The sequence below is a fragment of the Modestobacter sp. SYSU DS0511 genome, from assembly GCF_054050755.1.
Map to the genome: position 1 here is coordinate 41602 of NZ_JBJGZY010000017.1, position 19080 is coordinate 60681.

The window sequence follows — 19080 nt, forward strand, 5'->3', positions numbered from 1 at the left end:
GAGCCCCCGTAGCTCAGGGGATAGAGCACTGCCCTCCGGAGGCAGGGGCGCAGGTTCGAATCCTGCCGGGGGCACCCACAGCCCCAGGCTCACCGCAGCACCGACACCGCCCGCCCGGCCACTGGCCGGGCGGGCGTCGTCGTTCCCGGGCTCAGGCCTCTCGCACCGCTCCGCCGTCCACCAGCAACCGCCGGGTCGTGTGCACCGCCTCGAGCATCCGCCGGTCGTGGGTCACCAGCAGCAGCGTGCCCGGGTAGTCGGCCAGCGCCTGCTCCAGCTGCTCGATCGCCGGCAGGTCCAGGTGGTTGGTCGGCTCGTCGAGCACCAGCACGTTCACCCCGCGGGCCTGCAGCAGCGCCAGCGCCGCCCGGGTGCGCTCCCCCGGCGACAACGTGCCCGCCGGGCGCAGCACGTGGTCGGCGCGCAGGCCGAACTTCGCCAGCAGCGTGCGCACCTCGGCGTCCGGCTGGTCCGGCACCTGCCGGCCGAACGCCACGGCCAGCGGCTCGTCACCGAGGAAGAGCCCGCGGGCCTGGTCGACCTCGCCCAGCCGCACACCGGGGCCCAGGGCGGCGCTGCCGGCGTCCAGCGGCAGCCGGCCCAGCAGGGCGGCGAGCAGGGTGCTCTTGCCCGAGCCGTTGGCGCCGGTGATCGCCACGCGGTCACCCCAGTCGACCTGCAGGTCGACCGGGCCCAGAGCGAACCCGCCACGCCGGACGACGGCGCCGCGCAGCGTCGCCACCACGGCACCGGCCCGCGGCGCCGCGGCGATCTCCATCCGCAGCTCCCACTCCTTCCGCGGCTCCTCGACCACCTCGAGGCGCTCGATCCGCCGCTCGGTCTGCTTCGCCTTCGCGGCCTGCTTCTCCGAGGAGGACCGGTTGGCCGCCTTGATGTGCTTGTCGCCGTCCTTGGACTTCTTGATCGAGTCGCGGACGCCCTTGGCCATCCAGTTGCGCTGCATCCGCGCCCGCGACTCCAGCGAGGCCTTGGTGTCGGCGTACTCGTCGTACTCCTCACGGGCGTGCCGGCGGGCCACCTCGCGCTCGACGAGATAGGCCTCGTACCCGCCGTCGTGCACCCGGACCAGCTGCTGGGCGAGGTCGAGCTCCACCACCCGGGTGACGGTGCGGGCCAGGAACTCGCGGTCGTGGCTGACCAGCACCACCCCGGCCCGCAACCCGGTGACGAACCGCTCCAGCTGGTCCAGCCCGGCGAGGTCCAGGTCGTTGGTCGGCTCGTCGAGCAGCAGCACGTCGTAGCGGGAGAGCAGCAGCGAGGCCAGCCCGACCCGGGCCGCCTGACCGCCGGAGAGCCCGGTCATCGCGGCGTCCAGGGCGACGCCGGCCGCGACGGTGGCCACCACCTCCTCGGCCCGCTCGGCGAGGTCGGCACCGCCCAGGGCCAGCCACCGCTCCAGCGCGTCCCCGTAGGCGTCGTCGGAGCCCGGTGTCCCGGCGGTCAGCTCCTCGGTCGCGGCGTCCAGGGCCTGTTGCGCCCCGGCGACGCCGGTCCGGCGGGCGAGGGCGTCGAGCACCGTCTCGCCGGGGCGCCGCTCGTGCTCCTGGGGCAGGTAACCCACGGTGGCCGAGGGCGGGGAGAGGACGACGTCGCCGGACTCGGCGGGCTGCTGACCGGCCAGGGTCTGCAGCAGGGTGGACTTGCCGGCGCCGTTGACGCCCACCAGGCCGACGACGTCGCCGGGGGCCACGACGAGGTCGAGGCCGGTGAACAGGACACGGGCGCCGTGGCCGGCGGCGAGGCCGCGGGCCAGCAGGGTGGCGGACACCCGCACATCGTGCCCACCGCTCCGGGCGGCGGTCGACCGGGTTCCCCGGTCAGTCCCCGCCGGCCGGTGGCTCCTCGGTGCCGCGCCCGAGGACGTCCCGGGCGATCTCGTCGAGCAGCTCCTCCAGCGCGGCCACGCCGGGTGGGTCGCCGTCCTCGCGGCGACGGACCAGCCAGGGCTGCAGCTGGTCGTAGCCGCGCACCGAGACCTGCCGCAGCGGGCGGACCCGGTAGGCCGGCGAGCCGAGCAACCGGCGCGCGAGCTCGCGGTCGACCAGCACCGTCGACGGGTGCGCGATCGAGGTCAGCCGGCTGGCCAGGTTCACCACCGGCGAGTAGACGTCGCCCAGCCGGGTGAGCACCGGACCGTAGGCCGCCCCCACGCGCAGCGGCGGGCGGTCCTCGGCCGACCACTCCACCGGCAGCCGCAGCGCGATCTCCACCGCGTCGACGGCGTCGGCGCAGGTGAACAGCACCCCGTCGCCCACGGTCTTCACGACCCGCCCGCGGTACCGCGCGATGACGTCGGCGGCCAGGCCCTCGAAGTCCTCGACCATGACGCCCAACTCCCGGCCGCCCATGCCACGGCTGCGGGAGGTGTAGCCGACCAGGTCGGCGAAGCCCACCGCCAGCTCGCGGCGGTCGGCGCCGGAGGTGAGCACCAGCCGCCCGGCGTTCGCGGCCAGGTGCCGCCGCCACACGTAGTCCTGCAGTTCGCTCATCAGCGGCAGCAGCGCCTCGGTGGAGCGCAGCACCTCGGCCGCGAGCCCCGCCTCCACCCCGGCTCCGGCGTCCGGCCCGGCTCCGGCGTCCGCACCGGCCTCGGCGAGCCGGGCCGCGAGCAGATCGGTCTGCCAGTCAGCGAGCCGGGACAGCGCCTGCCCCATCGCCCGGGCGATGGACGCCTCGGTCTGCGGGTCGACGAAGCCGGAGTCGATCAACGCCGACAGCCGGGCCAGCGCGGTCACGTCGGCGTCGGTGAACGCCGGGTCGTCGTCGGCGACGTCGGCGAAGCCGAGCGCGCGCCACAACCGCTGGGTGCGCTCGGCGGGCATCCCGGCCAGCTCGGCCACCTGCCGGCGGGTGTACCGGCGGGGGCCGGCGAGCAGCAGCCGCTCGAGCTCCTCCCGGGCGGCCGCCGGCAGTCCGGGAGGCTCGCCCGGGCCGGTCTCCGTCAGCGGTCGGCCCGCGGGGGCCGCGGGCGCCCGGCGGCGGCGCGGGAGGCGTTCACGAGGGCGCAACCTACCAATCCGGCGTCCGCACTGTGCCGGCGGTCACGCCCCCGCGACGCCACGCCGCACACCCCGGGGCACCCCGCGGCGCTTCCGGTTGCGCTTGGATGAGCGACGGAGTGCGCGACCCCGCCGACCCCAGGAGCCCGAGATCGCCAGCCCCAGCAGCGTCCGGACCGACCCCGTACGGGTCGAGGTCCGCGGCCTCACCAAGTCCTTCGGTGCCGTCCGCGCCGTCGACAGCCTGAGCTTCACCGTCGAGCCCGGCCAGGTCACCGGGTTCCTCGGTCCCAACGGCGCCGGCAAGACCACGACGCTGCGGATGGCGCTGGGCCTGATCACCCCCGACAGCGGGACGACGACCTTCAACGGCACGCCCTACGCCCAGCTCTCCGAGCCCCTGCGCCGGGTCGGTGCGGTGCTGGAGACGGCGTTCCACCCGGCCCGCAGCGGCCGGGACCACCTGCGCGTCTACGCCGCCGCCGCGGGGCTGCCCACCGTCCGTGCCGACGAGGTGCTGGCCCGGGTCGGGTTGGGGCCGGCCGGCAAGCGGCGCGCCGGCGGCTACTCGCTGGGCATGCGCCAGCGCCTGGGGCTGGCCACCGCCCTGCTCGGCGACCCGCAGGTGCTGGTGCTCGACGAGCCGGCCAACGGGCTGGACCCGGAGGGCATCCAGTGGCTGCGCGGCTTCCTGCGCCACCTGGCCCACGAGGAGGGCCGCACGGTCCTGGTCTCCAGCCACCTGCTCGCCGAGGTGGAACAGACCGCCGACCGGGTGGTCATCGTGGGCGCCGGCAGGCTCGTGCGCGAGGGCTCGCTGGCCGACCTGCGCGGTGGCTCCGGCGGCGGCACGGTGCTGGCCCGCAGTCCCCAGGTGGTCCAGCTGGCCGAGCTGCTGCGCGCCGCGGGTGCCACGGTGGCGCCCGCCGGGCCCGACGGGGTGGCCGTGGGCGGGATGGCCACCGACGAGGTGGGGCACCGGGCCTTCACCGGCGGGATCGAGCTGCGCGAGCTGCGGGCGCAGACCAGCGGCCTCGAGGAGGTCTACTTCCGGCTCACCGCCGGGCAGGAGCAGTACGCGGCGGGCTCCCCGGCGCAGACCGAGGGGACGGCCCGATGACCCGGCTGGTACGTGCCGAGTGGCTCAAGCTGGTGACCACCCGCGTCTGGATCGGGCTGCTCATCGGCGCCTGCGTGCTCTCCGGCGGCTTCGCCGCCCTGTTCACCGCCCTGGCCGGGCAGGAGGGCGGCCCGGCACCCATCGGCACCCCGATGTACGAGCAGCTGGCGCTGGGGGCGGCCGGCCAGGCCGCCATCCTCTCGCTGGTGCTGGGGATCATCGGGATGACCCAGGAGTACCGGCACCGCACCGCCACCCCCACGTTCCTGGCCACCCCGCACCGCGGCCAGGTCGTGATCGCCAAGCTGATCGCCTACCTGACGGCCGCGATCCCCTTCGCGCTGGCCGCCTGCGCGACGGCCGCGATCGTGGTGGTCGCCTACGCCGGGGCGCGCGGCGCCGCGCCGTCACTGACCGGCGACAACCTCGAGGTGCTCGCCGGCGCAACCGTCTCGATCGTGCTCTACGCGGTCATCGGGGTCGGGGTCGGCGCGCTGTTCCGCAACCAGGTGGGCGCGATCGTCGGCTCGCTCGTCTACCTCTTCGTGATCGAGAGCATCGTCGGCGGGATCACGGCCATCTCCGAGATCTACAAGTGGCTGCCCGGCGGGGCGGCGGCCGCGCTCACCGCCGTCAACGAGGGCCCCGACCTGCTCAACCAGTGGCAGGGCGGCCTGCTGCTGCTCGGCTACGGTCTGGTGGCCGCGGTGCTGGGCACCCTGCTGGCGGTCCGCCGCGACGTGGTCTGACCTCCCGATGACGCCCCGGATGACCGCGCAGCGGCTGGCCCTGCTGATCGAGGCCGGCGACCCGGCCGAGGTGCGCAGAGCGGTCACCGGACAGCCGCAGCTGCTCGCCGCGACCGTCGAGCGCGGCGGGGAGGACGGCTGGACGCCGCTGCACCTGGCCGTCGCGGCCGGGCGGCCGGAGGTCGTCACCGAGCTGCTCGGTGCCGGCGCCGACCCGGGTGCGACCACCGAGGAGGGCCGCACGCCGCTGCAGGTCGCGCTCACCGACGCCCCGGAGATGGTCGTGGTCCTGCGCGAGCTGGGCATCCAGGTCGACGCCGCGACCGCCGCCTTCCTCGGCGACGTCCCGGCGCTGGTGGCGCAGCTGGACGGCGGCGCGCCGCTGCGCGACTCGACGGCCGGCACCAGCCTGCTCACCTGGGCCGCCCGGGGCGGCTCGGCCCCCGCCGCACGGCTGCTCCTGGGTCGCGGTGCCGCTCCGGACGGCGAGGCGCTGCACGTCGCCTCGGCGGCTGGAGCCGCGCCGGTCGTCGGCCTGCTGCTGGCCGCCGGCGCCCCGGTCGACGCGCGCGACCCCGACAGCGGCCGCACCCCACTGCACAGCGCGGTCGCCGGCGCGGGCGCGGGCGCCGGAGAGGGCGCGCCCGCCACCGTGCGCCTGCTGCTGGCGGCCGGGGCCGACGTCGACGCCACCACCGCCGACGGCGCGAGCGCACGGGACATCGCCCAGGTGGCCCGCGCCCGCACCGGGGTGGGAGCCGCTCCCGGCAGCGGCCCGACGGCGGTCGACGAGGTGCTGGAGCTGCTGCTCGCGGCGGGAGCCGGCAGTTGACCCACCCGCCGCCCGCGGGGCCCCTGGGACCGGTGAGCCGGGACACGTGCGGCACCTCACGTCGGACGATCCGCGGCAGAGGGGGCGGGCGTAGAGTCGGATCCCGGTCCAACGACGTCCACCGACGAAGAAGGCACTCCGCCCCGTGTCAAGCGTGAGCTCATCCCAGCCGTCCGCCTCCAACAGCAACCCGGTGGCGGGCTTCGGCACCAACGAGTGGCTGGTCGAGGAGATGTACCAGCAGTACCTCGCCGATCCACGCAGCGTGGACCAGGCCTGGCACGACTTCTTCGCCGACTACCGGCCAGGCAGCCCGGTCGCCGACGGGCAGGACCGGTCGCCCGCCGGCTCGTCCGCGACGGACGAGCCCTCGGCGCCGACGCCCGGCGCCGTCCCCACCGCGACGAGCTACGCCTCCCCTGCACCCGAGCGCGAGGTCGCCTCCCGCGCCACCCCGGCTGCTGCCGCACCGCAGGCACCCGGCACGCGGTCGGCCCCGGCCGCTCCGCCGGCCGACACGGCTCCGCCGGCCGACACGGCGGCGCCGGCCGACCGGCCCAGCGCGTCAGCCCCCGGCACCGAGGAGCAGGTCTCCCGGGCCCCCATCGCCGACCCCCGCTCGGAGGGAACCGTGGTCAACCGCGCCGCCGAGCGCGCCTCGCAGCAGCAGCCCGCCGCACCGGCCAAGCCGGCGGCCAAGCCCGGCGCCGCGAAGCCGGCCGCCGACGCCGGCGAGGGCCCGACGCGCACCCCGTTGCGCGGCGCTGCCGCGAGCGTGGTCAAGAACATGAACGCCTCGCTGACCGTCCCGACGGCCACGAGCGTGCGTGCGGTCCCGGCCAAGCTCCTGGTCGACAACCGGATCGTCATCAACAACCACCTGGCCCGCGCCCGCGGCGGGAAGGTCTCCTTCACGCACCTGATCGGCTACGCGCTGGTCCGGGCGCTGGACGCCTTCCCGAACATGAACAACTCCTTCGCCGAGGTCGACGGCAAGCCGGTGCTGGTGCGGCCCGAGCACGTCAACTTCGGGCTGGCCATCGACCTGCCCAAGCCCGACGGCTCCCGCTCCCTCGTCGTCGCCTCGATCAAGGCCGCCGAGACGATGGACTTCGCGGAGTTCTGGGGCGCCTACGAGGACATCATCCGCCGGGCGCGCGCCAACAAGCTGACGATGGACGACTTCTCCGGCACCACGGTCAGCCTGACCAACCCGGGCACGATCGGCACCAACCACTCGGTGCCGCGGCTGACCACCGGTCAGGGCACGATCGTCGGCGTCGGGGCGATGGACTACCCGGCCGAGTTCCAGGGGATGAGCCCCGAGGCGCTGGCCGAGATGGCCGTCTCGAAGATCATCACGCTCACCTCGACCTACGACCACCGGGTCATCCAGGGCGCGGAGTCCGGCGACTTCCTGCGCCGGATGCACCAGCTGCTGCTGGGCGAGGACGGCTTCTACGACGACGTCTTCCGCTCCCTGCGGGTGCCCTACGAGCCGGTCCGCTGGGTGCCGGACAAGCGGGTCAGCCACGAGGGCCAGATCGACAAGAACGCCCGCGTCATCGAGGTCATCGAGGCCTACCGGCGCAACGGCCACCTGATGGCCGACACCGACCCGCTCGAGTTCAAGGTCCGCACCCACCCCGACCTGGACATCGTCCAGCACGGGCTGACGCTGTGGGACCTGGACCGGCAGTTCCCGGTCGGCGGCTTCGCCGGCGAGCGGACCATGCTGCTGCGCGACATCCTCGGCGTGCTGCGCCAGTCGTACTGCCGCACCGTCGGCATCGAGTACATGCACATCACCGACCCCGAGGAGCGCCGCTGGCTCCAGGAGCGCATCGAGGTCAAGCACGACCAGCCCACCCGGGAGAAGCAGAAGCGGGTGCTCGGCCGGCTGAACGCCGCGGAGGCGTTCGAGACCTTCCTGCAGACCAAGTACGTCGGGCAGAAGCGCTTCAGCCTCGAGGGCGGCGAGTCGGTCATCCCGCTGCTGGACGAGGTGCTCACCTCCTCCACCGAGCACGGCCTCGACGAGGTCGCCATCGGCATGGCCCACCGCGGCCGGCTGAACGTGCTGGCCAACGTGCTGGGCAAGAGCTACTCGAAGATCTTCGGGGAGTTCGAGGGCAACATCGACCCGGGCACCGTGCAGGGCTCCGGCGACGTGAAGTACCACCTGGGCGCCGAGGGCACCTTCGAGCACGACGGCCGGCAGCTCGCCGTCTCGCTGGCCAGCAACCCCAGCCACCTGGAGACGGTCAACCCGGTCCTCGAGGGGATCGTGCGGGCCAAGCAGGACATGATCGACAAGGGCGAGGGCGGCTTCACCGTGCTGCCCGTGCTGCTGCACGGCGACGCGGCCTTCGCCGGGCAGGGCGTGGTGCAGGAGACCCTGAACCTCTCGCAGCTGCGCGGCTACCGCACCGGCGGCACCGTGCACGTGGTCATCAACAACCAGGTCGGCTTCACCACCAGCCCGGCCCAGTCCCGCTCGACGCTCTACTCGACCGACGTCGCCCGGATGATCGGCGCCCCGGTCTTCCACGTGAACGGCGACGACCCCGAGGCCTGCGTGCGGGTCGCCCGGCTGGCCGTCGACTACCGGCAGGCGTTCAACAAGGACGTCGTCATCGACCTGGTCTGCTACCGCCGGCGCGGGCACAACGAGGGCGACGACCCCTCGATGACCCAGCCGCTGATGTACGACATCATCGACCGCAAGCGCTCGGTGCGGAAGCTGTACACCGAGGCGCTGGTCGGCCGGGGCGACATCACCCTCGCCGAGGCCGAGGAGGCGCTGAAGGACTACCGCGACCAGCTGGAGCGGGCCTTCGCCGAGACCCACGACGCCCGGGACTCCTCCACGCCGGAGCCGGTGATGGACCCGCGGTCGCCGCAGGAGATGACGGTCGACACCGCCATCACCCGCGAGGTGCTCAAGACCATCGGTGACGCGCACGTCTCGCTGCCGACGGACTTCACCGTGCACCCCAAGCTGCAGCGGATGCTGGAGCGCCGGGCGGCGATGGCCAGCGAGGGCGGCATCGACTGGGCGATGGGCGAGCTGCTGGCCTTCGGGTCGCTGCTGATGCAGGGCGTGCCGGTCCGGCTCGCCGGTCAGGACTCCCGGCGCGGCACCTTCGTGCAGCGGCACTCGGTGCTCATCGACCGGGAGACCGCCGCCGAGCACACCCCGCTGGCGCACCTGACCGAGGACCAGGCGAAGTTCTTCGTCTACGACTCGCTGCTGAGCGAGTACGCCGCGCTCGGCTTCGAGTACGGCTACTCGGTGGCCAACCCCAAGGCGCTCGTGCTCTGGGAGGCCCAGTTCGGCGACTTCGTCGACGGCGCGCAGATGGTCATCGACGAGTTCATCAGCTCCGGCGAGGCCAAGTGGGGGCAGCGCTCCGGCGTGGTCCTGCTGCTGCCGCACGGCCTGGAGGGCCAGGGCCCCGACCACTCCAGCGGGCGGATCGAGCGCTTCCTGCAGCTGTCGGCCGAGAACAACATGACCGTCGCCAACTGCTCGACGCCGGCGAACTACTTCCACCTGCTGCGCCGTCAGGCGCTGTCGGAGGTGCACCGCCCGCTGGTGGTGTTCACGCCGAAGTCGCTGCTGCGCGCCAAGGCCGCGGTCAGCTCGGTCGAGGACTTCACCGAGCAGCGGTTCCGACCGGTCCTGCCCGACCCGGGGGTCGGCGGCTCGCCGCTGGACCCCGCCGGGGTGCGCCGGGTGCTGCTGTGCAGCGGCAAGGTCAGCTACGAGCTGCTGTCCCAGCGGGAGGCCGAGGGCCGTACCGACACCGCGATCCTGCGGGTCGAGCAGCTGTACCCGCTGCCGGCCGAGGAGATCACCGAGGCGCTGGCGCAGTACCCGAACGCGACCGACGTCGTCTGGGCGCAGGAGGAGCCGGCGAACATGGGCGCCTGGCAGTTCATGGCCTGCAACCTGCCCGAGCACCTGACCGGGGGCCGGACGCTGCGCCGGGTCTCCCGGAAGGCCTCGGCGAGCCCGGCGGTCGGTTCGGCGAAGGTGCACGAGGTCGAGCAGCGTCAGCTGGTCGCCCAGGCGTTCAGCGACTGACCCGCGGGAGCACGGCCGTGTACTTCACCGATCGCGGGATCGAGGAGCTGGCGGGCCGGCGGGGCGAGGAGGAGGTCAGCCTCGCCTGGCTGGCCGACCAGCTGCAGGCCTTCGTCGACCAGCACCCGGACTTCGAGGTGCCGGTCGAGCGGCTGGCCACCTGGCTGGCCCGCGGTGGCACCGACGACCTGGACGACGAGTGACGCGGGACGACGCATGACGGGCGCTCCCTCTGTCCGCCCGCGGAGGGAGCGCCCCGCAGGCCGGGGCCTGATGGTCCTGCTGGGTGCCCTGTCCGCCTTCGGTCCGCTGTCGATGGACCTGTACCTGCCGGCGCTGCCCACCCTGGAGCGTGAGTTCGACGCGGGTCAGTCGGCCACCCAGCTGACGCTGACCGCGGTCGCGCTGGGGCTGGCCCTCGGCCAGCTGGTCGTCGGCCCGCTGTCGGACCGGCTCGGGCGACGCGTCCCCGTGCTGGTCGGGGTGGGCGCCTACGCGCTGGCCTCGCTGCTGTGCGCCCTCTCCCCCGACGTGTGGGTGCTGTCGGCCATCCGGTTGCTCCAGGGCGTCGCCGGGGCAGCCGGAATCGTGCTGGCCCGGGCGGTGGTCCGGGACCGGCTGGAGGGCGCCGAGGCCGCCCGCGCCTTCGCGGTGCTCGCCTCCATCATGGGCGCGGCTCCGGTGCTCGCCCCGGTGGCCGGTGCGCAGCTGCTGCGGTTCACCGACTGGCGCGGCGTCTTCGTCGCGCTCACCGGCATCGGGGTCGTGCTGTTCCTGGCCAGCCTGTGGCGGCTGCCGGAGACCCTGCCGCCGGAACGGCGGGTCGCGGGCGGGTTCCGCACCACCGCCACCAACGCCAGGCAGCTGCTGAGCCGTCGGGCCTTCCTGGCCGCGGTGCTCGCCCAGGGGCTGGGCTTCGGCACCCTGTTCACCTACATCTCCAGCTCCTCCTTCGTGCTGCAGTCGGGCTACGGGCTCACCGCCGCCCAGTTCAGCGCCGTGTTCGCCGTCAACGGGATCGGCATCGTCCTGGCCGGGCAGGCATCGCGGCTGCTGGTCCGGCGGCTGGGGCCGCGCACGCTCCTGGTGGCCGGGCTGAGCGTGGAGGTGCTCGGCAGCGCGGTGCTGGTCGTCGCCGCACTGGCCGGAGCGGGCCTGCCGGTGGTGCTGCCGGCGCTGTTCTTCGTGGTGTCGGCCAACGGGCTGGTGCTGCCGAACGCGACGGCGCTGGCCATGGCCGACGCCGCCCGGATGGCCGGGACGGCGTCGGCGCTGGTCGGCACGGGGCAGTTCGCACTGGCCGGGCTGGGCGCCCCCCTGGCCGGGCTCGGTGCTCCCGGCACGCTGCTGCCGATGGCCGTGGTGATGGTCGGCTTCGCCTCGCTGGGGTGGCTGGCCGCCGTCGTCCTGGGCCGGGTGCGTGCCGCGGCCGGCAGCGACCAGGAGCAGGTGCGCACGGCGGCCTGACCGGCTGCACGGTCAACCGCGCCCGGCCCACTCCGCGCGCCTCCCCCGCGATCCCGGACCCCGGCGGCACGCTCCGTGCGTGCTCGGTCACTCTCACGCGCTGTCCGGCCTGGCCGCCGGCGCCGCGACGCTGCCCTGGGCCCCGGTCGAGGGAACGGTCGCCCAGGTGGCCTGGGTGGCCGCCGCGGGCGGGTTCGCCATGCTCCCCGACCTGGACCAGCGCGGGTCGACCATCTCCCGAATGTGGGGGCCGCTCACCGACCTGCCGTCCGGGCTGGTCAACACGGTCGCCCGCGGGCACAGGTGGGGCACGCACGACGCCGTGCTCGCGCCCCTCGCCTTCGGGCTGCTCGCCGCCGCCGCCGCCTGGCAGCGCTGGTCGAGCCTGCTGCTGCTCGCGCTGGCCATCGGGCTGGCGCTGCGGGCACTGCACTTCGTCATCCCCGGCCGGGCCGAGAACACCGTCCTCGGCAACCTGGTGATCTCCTGGGGCGGGGCCTGGCTGCTGCTCGCGCACAGCCCCAGCCCGGCGTGGCTGCCATGGGCGGTCGTCGTCGGGGTGCTGACGCACATCGCCGGCGACGGGCTCACCAAGGAAGGCGTGCCGGTCCCCGTGTTCTGGCTGCTGCGGCGTGCGCGGCTCAACCCCGTGCACCTGCGCACCGGCACGACGCTCGAGAAGGCGGTCCTGGCCCCGCTGTTCGGCGCGGCGACGCTGGTCTTCCTCTACCTGAACACCGGAGCCCGCGAGCTGGTCGACCCGTTGCTGGAGCGGCTGGGCTGACCACCACCCCCGGCGGAGGCCGGGCCCGCCGTGCGGCCCGGTCCACCGGGCCAGGCCCTACGGTGACCGGCGTGGTGCCCGACCCGCGTCCCGCAGACCGGCTGCGCGCCGTCCCCCGTGCGCTGGGCCGCGCGGTCGGCGGGGTCTCGCCGTCGGGACCGCTGCCGTGGCCCACCCGGTCCCGGCGGGCGCGGCGGCTGCTGACCGCGGCGGTCGCGCTCTACGGCCTGGTCGTCGCGCTGGCCGCCAACAGCGTGCAGATCGACGCCGGCCGGGCTGCTGGTGGGCTCGCCTTCCTGTGGTGCCTGCCGATGGTGGCCGCGCTGGTCCTCACGCTGCGGCGGCCGCTGGACGGCTGGCGGCTGATGACCCTGTGGCTGCTGCTCACCCCCTACGTGCTGGAGCCGCCCCCGGGACCGACGCCCCTGCTCGAGCCGTGGGAGTGGTGCCTGTGGGTGCCGGTCCTGCTGGCGGTGGGCTGGGCGCTCCCCCGCGGGACGGCGGTCGTGGTCGGGGTCCTCTCGGGGTTCGTCCTGCTCGTGCGGCGCTTCGGCACCACCTGGGAGGTCGGCCCCGGCCACCTGCAGGTCTCGCTGCTCGCCCTCGTCGCGCTGCTGCTGATCGGCGTGAGCATGGGCGCCCGGTGGGACGCCCGACGGGCGCTGGCCGAGGAACAGGTGCGCACCGAGGCGGCGCTGGCCCAGCGCGGCGCACTGGCCGAGCGGGCCCGCATCGCCCGGGAGATGCACGACGTGGTCGCCCACGAGCTGTCGGCGATCGCCGTCCGCGCGGAGACCGCCCCCTACCGGCTGCCGGACCTCCCGCCGACGGCCCGCACCGAGCTCGCCGCCGTGGCCGACACCGCCCGCCAGGCCCTCGCCGAGCTGCAACAGCTGCTCGGGGTGCTGCGCGCCGAGGACCAGGCGGCCGACCGGGCGCCGCAGCCCGGGCTCAGCACGCTCACCGACCTCGTCGCCGCCACCCGGGCCCGGGGCGTGCGACTCGAGGCGGAGGTCGACCAGCCGGCCGTCCCGGCTGCCCTCGGGCTCAGCGCGTACCGCATCGTGCAGCAGGCACTGGCCAACGCCGCCCAGCACTCTCCCGGCGCCCCGGTGCACCTGCGGGTCGTCGCGGAGGACGGACAGCTGCGGGTGACCGTCGTCAACGGGCCCGGTGACCGGCCGGGGACGACCGGTGCCGGCGTCGGGCTGGTGGGCATGCGGGAGCGGGCGGAGCTGCACGGCGGCGGGCTGACCGCCGGGCCGACGGCCGACGGTGGCTTCGCCGTGGAGGCCACCCTGCCGCTGCAGCCCGCACCGGCCGACGTGAGGTCACCGTGATCCGGGTGATGCTGGTCGACGACCAGGAGATGGTGCGCGACGGCTTCGCGGCCCTGCTGGCCGCCCAGCCCGACATGCAGGTCGTGGGCACCGCCGGCGACGGCGCCGCTGCGCTCCGGTTGCACGCCGAGCTGGCCCGGGCCGGCACGGCCCCGGACGTCGTCCTGATGGACGTGCGGATGCCGGTGATGGACGGGTTGGCGGCGACGCGGACGCTGCTGGGACAGCCGGCCGGGGAGGCCCCCGTGCCCCGGGTGCTCGTGCTGACCACCTTCGACCTGGACGACCACGTCTACGACGCCCTCCGCGCCGGCGCCAGCGGTTTCCTGCTCAAGCACGCCCCGGCTGCCGACCTGCTCAACGCCGTCCGCGTGGTCGCCGCGGGCGACGCCCTCCTCGCCCCGCAGGTGACCCGCCGGCTGATCGCCGACTTCGTGGCCGCCCGCCCGGCCGCTCCGCCGCGGCAGGAGCGGCTGGCGGTGCTCACCGAACGGGAGACCGAGGTCCTCGGGCTCATCGCCCGTGGCTGGTCCAACGCCGAGATCGCCGACCACCTGGTGCTCGCCGAGCAGACGGTGAAGACCCACGTCAGCCGGGTGCTCACCAAACTGGGGCTGCGGGACCGGGCCCAGGCGGTGGTACTGGCGTACGAGACCGGGGTGGCGGTCCCGGGTGGAGGAGCACCCCGGTAGCACCCCGGGTCGGCTCCGCAGCGTGACGACTCCCGGGCCGGCCGTGTCCAGGATCAGCCGTCGTGGAGATCCTCTCGCGCCCGCTGACCTCGGTGCTCGGCGCGCTGGTGGTGGTGGCGGTGGCGCTGCTGCCCCCGGCGGCGGCCGCCCCCGTCCCCGGGCCGGTGGGCCTGGACCAGGCCTGTGCCGCGGAGCTCGCCCGGCGGCTCGGGCCGGTCGACGTCCTCGGCTGCGACCCCCGCGGGCGCGGCCTCGCCGTGCTCGCGATCGGCGACCCGGCGACCAGTGACCACGTCGTCGTGCTGGTCCCGGGGTCGGACACCGACCTGCGCACCCTGCACGACCCCGCCGATCCGCAGCGGCGCCCCCTCGGCTGGGCCCGCAGCCTGGCCGGGGCCGGGGGCCCCGACCTCGCCATCGTGCTCTGGGTCGGGTACCCCACGCCGCTGGGGGTCGGCGTCGACGCCGCCACCGGGCGGCTCGCCCGGGCCGGGGCGGCGGCGCTGGTCCCCTTCGTCGAGGAGCTCGAGGACGGCGGGGCGCACGTCACCGTGGTGGGGCACAGCTACGGCGCGGTGGTCGCGGCGCTGGCCGCACCGGAGCTCCCCGCCGACGACCTGGTGCTGCTGGGCAGCCCGGGCGCGCGCGCCGCCTCGGTGGCCGACCTGCGCACCGGAGCACGCGTGTGGGCGGCCCGGACGGCGGGTGACTGGGTCGGACGGGTCCCGTCGGTGCAGCTCGGCGACCTCGGCCACGGTGCCGACCCGGCCGGTGCGGCGTTCGGCGCCCGGGCGCTGCCCGTCGCCGGGACCTCCGGCCACGACGGCTACTTCCGGCCGGGCTCCGCGGCGCTCGCGGGAGTGGTCGCGGTCTGCCTGGGTCGGACGCCGGACGCCGCTGCACCGGTCGAGGCGGCGGCCCGATGATCCGCCGCGACCCGGGCCTGGACGCGCTGCGGGTGCTGGCGACCGCGGGGGTCGTGCTCGGCCACTGGCTGGTGACGGCCCCGGCCCTGCAGCCCGGCGGTGCGGTCGCCCTGGACAGCCCGCTGCGCACGATGCCGGCGCTGGCACCGATCAGCTGGCTGTTCCAGACGCTGGGCCTGTTCTTCCTGGTCGCCGGGGCCGCCGCGGCCCGCAGCCGGGCCACCGCCGGGAACGGCGTGCCGGCCTGGTGGTGGCAGCGGGTGCGCGCTGTGGCCGCACCGGTCGCCGCGCTGGCCGCCGGGGTGGGGGTGGTCGCCCTGGCGCTCGCCCTGCACGGCACGGCCCAGGGCGTCGTGCGGACGGTCGTCCTGCTCTCGCTGAGCCCGCTGTGGTTCCTGGCGGTGCACCTCACCCTGGTGGCGGCCACGCCGCTGATGCTCCGGCTGGACGACCGGCTGGGCACGGCCGCCGCCGCGGTGCCGGCCGTCCTGGCGCTGGCCGCGCCGCTGGGCGGTCCGGTGCTGGCGCAGACGGCGGTGCTCACCAGCTGGTGGGTGCCCTGGCAGCTGGGCGTGGCCCTGGCCCGGCGGCCCGTGCCCCGCCCGACGGCGCTGCTGCTGGTCGCCGGCGGCGTGACCGGGCTGGTGGTGCTGGTGACCGTCGGCGACCTGCCGGTGAGCGCGGTCGGCGTCCGCGGCCAGGAGGGGTCGAACCTCGACCCACCGTCGGCCGCGACCGTCTGCCTCTGCCTGGCGCAGGCCGGACTGGCGGGCCTGCTCCTCCCCCGGCTGGGCGCGCTGGGCCGCACCCGGGCCGTGCGGACGGCGACCCGGCTGGCGCTGCCCCTGTTCCTGCTGCACCTGCCGTTGCTCGCCGCCCTGTGGCTGGTGACCCTGCCACTGGGCCCGCTGGCCGGGCTCCACGAGGTGCCCGACGGGCCGGGGTGGGTGCTGGCCCGCTGCGCCTGGCTGGCCGGGGTCGCGATCCCCACCGCGGCGGTGGCCGCGGGTCGGCGGTCAGCCGGGCGGCGGAGCCTGCGGGAGGCGCCCCGGACGGGGCCGCAGCCGGACCACCACGCGTCCGACGACGAGCGCCGGACCGAACGCCCGGCTGTCGTCGGCGACGAACGGGTTGTCCCCCTCCACCCACCAGAGGCCGTCCGCGAGCGGCCGGCGGGCGCGCTTGACCACCAGCAGCTCCGGCCGGGAGGGGAACCGGGCGAGCACCACGTCGCCGGGGCGGACCGCCCCCGGGCGGCGTTGCCGGCGGACCAGGAGCCGATCGCCGGACCGGAGCGTCGGGGACATCGACGGCCCGCTGACCCGGGCCAGCACCCACGGGGTGGGCAACCCGGGGAGCGCCCCCGGGCCGCGTCCGCTGGACGTGTTCGTGCTGATCACCGCGGGTAGGGTCGCAGACGATCCATCCCCACGACCCCGGAGGCACACCCATGCGTCTGTTCCGCATGTTCTCCGCCGTGGAGGCCACCGCGCACTGTGACCTCCCCTGCGGCGTCTACGACCCGGCCCAGGCCCGCATCGAGGCCGAGTCGGTCAAGGCCATCCAGGAGAAGTACCAGAGCAACGAGGACCCGGTCTACCGGACCCGGGCCATCATGATCAAGGAGCAGCGGGCCGACCTGGTCAAGCACCACCTGTGGGTGCTGTGGACCGACTACTTCAAGCCCCCGCACTTCGAGAAGTACCCGCAGCTGCACGAGCTGTTCAACAAGGCCACCAAGCAGGCCGGCGCCGCCGGCGGCAAGGGCAGCATGGACCCCGCCGAGGGTCAGAAGCTGCTCGACTACATCGCCGAGATCGACAAGATCTTCTGGGAGACCAAGGCGGCTGCCTGACGAAGGACCCCGTCCTCCTCACCCCTCGCAGGCTCGGGGTGAGCCTCTGGACGGGGCCAGCACTGCCGGGCCCCGCGACCGCGGGCGCCCGGCAGTGGTGTCTCCGGGGCGGCCCGCCACGCCGTCACCGCGAACCCCCGGTCACAGCCCGGTAACCTCGGTCTGCGATGCGCATCGACCGGGCCGGCTGGCCCTTCCTCGCCGTTCCGTCCGCCACCGCGGCGGCGCTGTCCGCCGTGGGCCGCGCCACCGGGTCCCGGCCGGTCCGGCTGGCGGCGTGGCCGTTCCTGGCCCTCACCGGCTACATGGCGGTCTTCTTCCGCGACCCGGATCGGCGCTGCGACACCGTGCCACCGCCGGACGACGAGGTCATCTCCCCCGCCGACGGCGTGGTGATGGTGGCCGGTGAGCCCCAGCCCGGTGTCGCCCCGGAGGGCGACTGGCAGCAGGTCAGCGTCTTCCTCTCCGTGGTCGACGTGCACGTCAACCGGTCGCCCTATCGCGGTCGGGTCACCTCCGCCAGCTACCGGCCGGGCAGCTTCCTGGCCGCGTACCGCAAGGAGAGCGCGCACCGGAACGAGCGCAGCGAGCTGTGGCTCGCCGACGGGGACCGCACGGTGGTGTTCCGGCAGATCGTCGGGGTGCTCGCCCGGCGGATCGTCACCCGGGTGCGAGAGGGTCAGCAGGTGGCCACCGGAGAACGGATCGGGCTGATGAAGTTCGGGTCGCGGATGGACGTCTTCGTACCGCGCGAGTGCACGGTCACCGTCACCGAGGGCCAGCGGGTGCGGGGCGGCGAGACCGTCATCGCGCGCTGGTCCCGGCCGGCCTGAGATGCCTCCGGTGTCCGGCAGGCGGACGACGACCGTCGAGTTCGTCCGCGGCTCCATGCGTGGCGGTCGGCGGCGGGCCCGGGCCTGGCTGCCCAGCCTGTTCACCCTCGCCAACATGGCCTGCGGCTTCGCCGCCATCCTGGTGTCCTTCCGCGGGGAGTACCGGCTGGCCTGCCTGCTGGTGGGGCTGTCGGTGGTCTTCGACATCGCCGACGGCGCGGTCGCCCGGCTGGTCGGCGCGGTGTCGCCGTTCGGCCTGCAGTTCGACTCGCTGGCCGACCTGGTTTCCTTCGGCCTGGCCCCGTCGCTGGTGGTCTTCGCGCTGTTCTCCGACGGGCGCGACCAGTGGGACCCGCTGGGCTGGCTGGCCTGCTTCCTCTGGGTGGCCTGCGCCGCGATCCGGCTGGCCCGGTTCAACACCACGATCGACCCCACCGCGGACAAGCGGTACTTCACCGGGCTGCCCAGCCCCGGCGCGGCCGGCGTGGTGCTGGCCAGCGTCTTCGCCTTCGCCGACGCGATGCAGGGGCGGGACCGCCTGTGGGTGCTGCTGGTCCTGGTCGTCCCCGGCCTGCTCATGATCAGCAACGTCCGCTACCGCTCGTTCCGCTCGCTGGTGAGCCCGAAGAGCGGCAAGCCCTACGGTCTGGTGATCGCCGCCGTCCTGGTCGTGCTCGGGATGGCCACGATCCCGGTGGTGACCGGCTGCCTGCTGGCCTACGGCTACCTGCTGTCCCCGCTGGTGATGCCGTTGGTGTCGCCGCTGGAGCGGCTCGTGCCGGACCGGGTCAAGGAGGTGCTCTCGTGAGCGGGCAGGAGCGGAGCGCACCCCGGGAGCGAACCGGTGACGTCGTGGACGGAGCGGTGGCGTCATGACGGTGCGTCCGATCGAGCCCGGCGACGTCCCCGCCGTGCTCGGGCTGATCCGGGAGCTGGCCGCCTACGAGCAGGCCGAGCACGAGGCGCAGATGACCACCGACCAGCTGCACGGCGCCCTGTTCGGGGAGTCGCCGGCGCTGTTCGGCCACGTGGCGCTCGCCGCGGACGGCAGCACCGCCGGGTTCGCGCTGTGGTTCCTCACCTTCTCCACCTGGCGCGGCACGCACGGCATCCACCTGGAGGACCTCTACGTCCGGCCGGAGCACCGTGGGACGGGCCTGGGGCGGGAGCTGCTGCGCACCCTGGCCGAGGTCTGCGTGGCCCGCGGGTACGCGCGCCTGGAGTGGTCGGTGCTGGACTGGAACGCTCCGTCGATCGCGTTCTACAGAGCAGCGGGAGCCGTGCCGATGGACGAGTGGACGGTCTACCGGTTGACCGGCGAGGCGCTCGACTCCTTCGCCGCGTCCCGCCGCTGACCACCCCGACCGAGGAG

17 protein-coding genes, 1 tRNA gene and 1 pseudogene are annotated in these 19080 nt (G+C 75.0%); 16 read left to right on the forward strand and 3 right to left on the reverse strand.

What is annotated here, in order from left to right; translation table 11 throughout:
* The first annotated feature begins 2 nt into the window (after window positions 1-2).
* Window positions 3-74: transfer RNA gene (locus ACI783_RS10560), tRNA-Arg, on the forward strand.
* 77 nt (window positions 75-151) lie between these two features.
* On the opposite strand, the gene ACI783_RS10565 is transcribed toward ACI783_RS10560, so the two are convergent.
* Both ACI783_RS10565 and ACI783_RS10570 read right to left on the reverse strand, forming a co-directional pair.
* Complete coding sequence (locus tag ACI783_RS10565; RefSeq protein WP_457140405.1) at window positions 152-1789, reverse strand: ABC-F family ATP-binding cassette domain-containing protein; 1638 nt, start codon at window positions 1787-1789, stop codon at window positions 152-154.
* A 49-nt stretch (window positions 1790-1838) separates the two neighbouring features.
* The gene (locus tag ACI783_RS10570; RefSeq protein ID WP_457140406.1) at window positions 1839-3029 is read right to left on the reverse strand and encodes an adenylate/guanylate cyclase domain-containing protein; all 1191 of its coding nucleotides are present in this window, start codon (window positions 3027-3029) and stop codon (window positions 1839-1841) included.
* A 94-nt stretch (window positions 3030-3123) separates the two neighbouring features.
* Here ACI783_RS10570 and ACI783_RS10575 point away from each other — a divergent pair, with 94 nt between their 5' ends.
* The 11 genes and pseudogenes from ACI783_RS10575 to ACI783_RS10625 all read left to right on the forward strand — a co-directional run.
* Window positions 3124-4140 carry an ABC transporter ATP-binding protein gene (locus ACI783_RS10575; protein ID WP_457140407.1) on the forward strand — a complete coding sequence of 339 codons (1017 nt, stop codon included), beginning with the start codon at window positions 3124-3126 and terminating at the stop codon, window positions 4138-4140.
* Window positions 4137-4889 (forward strand): ABC transporter permease, encoded by a 753-nt coding sequence (locus tag ACI783_RS10580; protein ID WP_457140408.1) that lies wholly within the window; start codon window positions 4137-4139, stop codon window positions 4887-4889. Before ACI783_RS10575 ends, ACI783_RS10580 begins: the two co-directional genes overlap by 4 nt.
* A 7-nt stretch (window positions 4890-4896) precedes the next feature.
* A complete protein-coding gene (locus tag ACI783_RS10585) occupies window positions 4897-5721 on the forward strand; it encodes an ankyrin repeat domain-containing protein (RefSeq protein WP_457140409.1) in 825 nt (274 codons plus the stop codon).
* Between the two features lie 154 nt (window positions 5722-5875).
* Window positions 5876-9811 (forward strand): multifunctional oxoglutarate decarboxylase/oxoglutarate dehydrogenase thiamine pyrophosphate-binding subunit/dihydrolipoyllysine-residue succinyltransferase subunit, encoded by a 3936-nt coding sequence (locus ACI783_RS10590; RefSeq protein ID WP_457140410.1) that lies wholly within the window; start codon window positions 5876-5878, stop codon window positions 9809-9811.
* Window positions 9812-9828: 17 nt separating this feature from the next.
* Complete coding sequence (locus tag ACI783_RS10595; RefSeq protein ID WP_457083668.1) at window positions 9829-10014, forward strand: DUF6104 family protein; 186 nt, start codon at window positions 9829-9831, stop codon at window positions 10012-10014.
* A 70-nt stretch (window positions 10015-10084) separates the two neighbouring features.
* Window positions 10085-11278, forward strand: a complete 1194-nt coding sequence (locus ACI783_RS10600) for a multidrug effflux MFS transporter (protein ID WP_457140411.1) — start codon at window positions 10085-10087, stop codon at window positions 11276-11278.
* Window positions 11279-11357: 79 nt separating this feature from the next.
* Complete coding sequence (locus ACI783_RS10605) at window positions 11358-12062, forward strand: metal-dependent hydrolase (RefSeq protein ID WP_457140412.1); 705 nt, start codon at window positions 11358-11360, stop codon at window positions 12060-12062.
* A 71-nt stretch (window positions 12063-12133) separates the two neighbouring features.
* Window positions 12134-13402 carry a sensor histidine kinase gene (locus tag ACI783_RS10610; protein ID WP_457140413.1) on the forward strand — a complete coding sequence of 423 codons (1269 nt, stop codon included), beginning with the start codon at window positions 12134-12136 and terminating at the stop codon, window positions 13400-13402.
* Window positions 13399-14094 (forward strand): response regulator, encoded by a 696-nt coding sequence (locus ACI783_RS10615; protein ID WP_457140414.1) that lies wholly within the window; start codon window positions 13399-13401, stop codon window positions 14092-14094. The genes ACI783_RS10610 and ACI783_RS10615 overlap by 4 nt, the downstream gene beginning before the upstream one ends.
* A gap of 62 nt (window positions 14095-14156) precedes the next feature.
* A complete protein-coding gene (locus ACI783_RS10620) occupies window positions 14157-15020 on the forward strand; it encodes an alpha/beta hydrolase (protein WP_457140415.1) in 864 nt (287 codons plus the stop codon).
* Window positions 15017-15970, forward strand: a pseudogene (locus tag ACI783_RS10625) (acyltransferase family protein); the annotation flags it as partial. The gene ACI783_RS10620 and the pseudogene ACI783_RS10625, both read left to right, overlap by 4 nt.
* A 66-nt stretch (window positions 15971-16036) precedes the next feature.
* Here ACI783_RS10625 and ACI783_RS10630 read toward each other — a convergent pair.
* Window positions 16037-16327, reverse strand: a complete 291-nt coding sequence (locus ACI783_RS10630; RefSeq protein ID WP_457083754.1) for a S26 family signal peptidase — start codon at window positions 16325-16327, stop codon at window positions 16037-16039.
* Between the two features lie 143 nt (window positions 16328-16470).
* On the opposite strand from ACI783_RS10630, the gene sodN reads away from it, so the two are divergent.
* The 4 genes from sodN to ACI783_RS10650 all read left to right on the forward strand — a co-directional run bounded on the left by sodN (window position 16471) and on the right by ACI783_RS10650 (window position 19063).
* A complete protein-coding gene (gene sodN / locus ACI783_RS10635; protein WP_222194002.1) occupies window positions 16471-16875 on the forward strand; it encodes a superoxide dismutase, Ni in 405 nt (134 codons plus the stop codon).
* Window positions 16876-17042: 167 nt separating this feature from the next.
* A complete protein-coding gene (locus ACI783_RS10640; protein WP_457140416.1) occupies window positions 17043-17708 on the forward strand; it encodes a phosphatidylserine decarboxylase in 666 nt (221 codons plus the stop codon).
* A 1-nt stretch (window position 17709) separates the two neighbouring features.
* Complete coding sequence (gene pssA, locus ACI783_RS10645; RefSeq protein WP_457140417.1) at window positions 17710-18516, forward strand: CDP-diacylglycerol--serine O-phosphatidyltransferase; 807 nt, start codon at window positions 17710-17712, stop codon at window positions 18514-18516.
* 64 nt (window positions 18517-18580) lie between these two features.
* A complete protein-coding gene (locus ACI783_RS10650) occupies window positions 18581-19063 on the forward strand; it encodes an N-acetyltransferase family protein (RefSeq protein ID WP_457140418.1) in 483 nt (160 codons plus the stop codon).
* Window positions 19064-19080: the final 17 nt, after the last annotated feature.

Coding starts and splice junctions, on each gene's coding strand:
- ACI783_RS10580 (WP_457140408.1), top strand. CDS start 4,137: ATGACCCGGCTGGTACGTGCCGAGTGGCTCAAGCTGGTGACCACCCGC.
- ACI783_RS10585 (WP_457140409.1), top strand. CDS start 4,897: ATGACGCCCCGGATGACCGCGCAGCGGCTGGCCCTGCTGATCGAGGCC.
- ACI783_RS10600 (WP_457140411.1), top strand. CDS start 10,085: ATGGTCCTGCTGGGTGCCCTGTCCGCCTTCGGTCCGCTGTCGATGGAC.
- ACI783_RS10630 (WP_457083754.1), bottom strand. CDS start 16,327: ATGTCCCCGACGCTCCGGTCCGGCGATCGGCTCCTGGTCCGCCGGCAA.
- sodN (WP_222194002.1), top strand. CDS start 16,471: ATGCGTCTGTTCCGCATGTTCTCCGCCGTGGAGGCCACCGCGCACTGT.
- ACI783_RS10640 (WP_457140416.1), top strand. CDS start 17,043: ATGCGCATCGACCGGGCCGGCTGGCCCTTCCTCGCCGTTCCGTCCGCC.
- pssA (WP_457140417.1), top strand. CDS start 17,710: ATGCCTCCGGTGTCCGGCAGGCGGACGACGACCGTCGAGTTCGTCCGC.
- ACI783_RS10650 (WP_457140418.1), top strand. CDS start 18,581: ATGACGGTGCGTCCGATCGAGCCCGGCGACGTCCCCGCCGTGCTCGGG.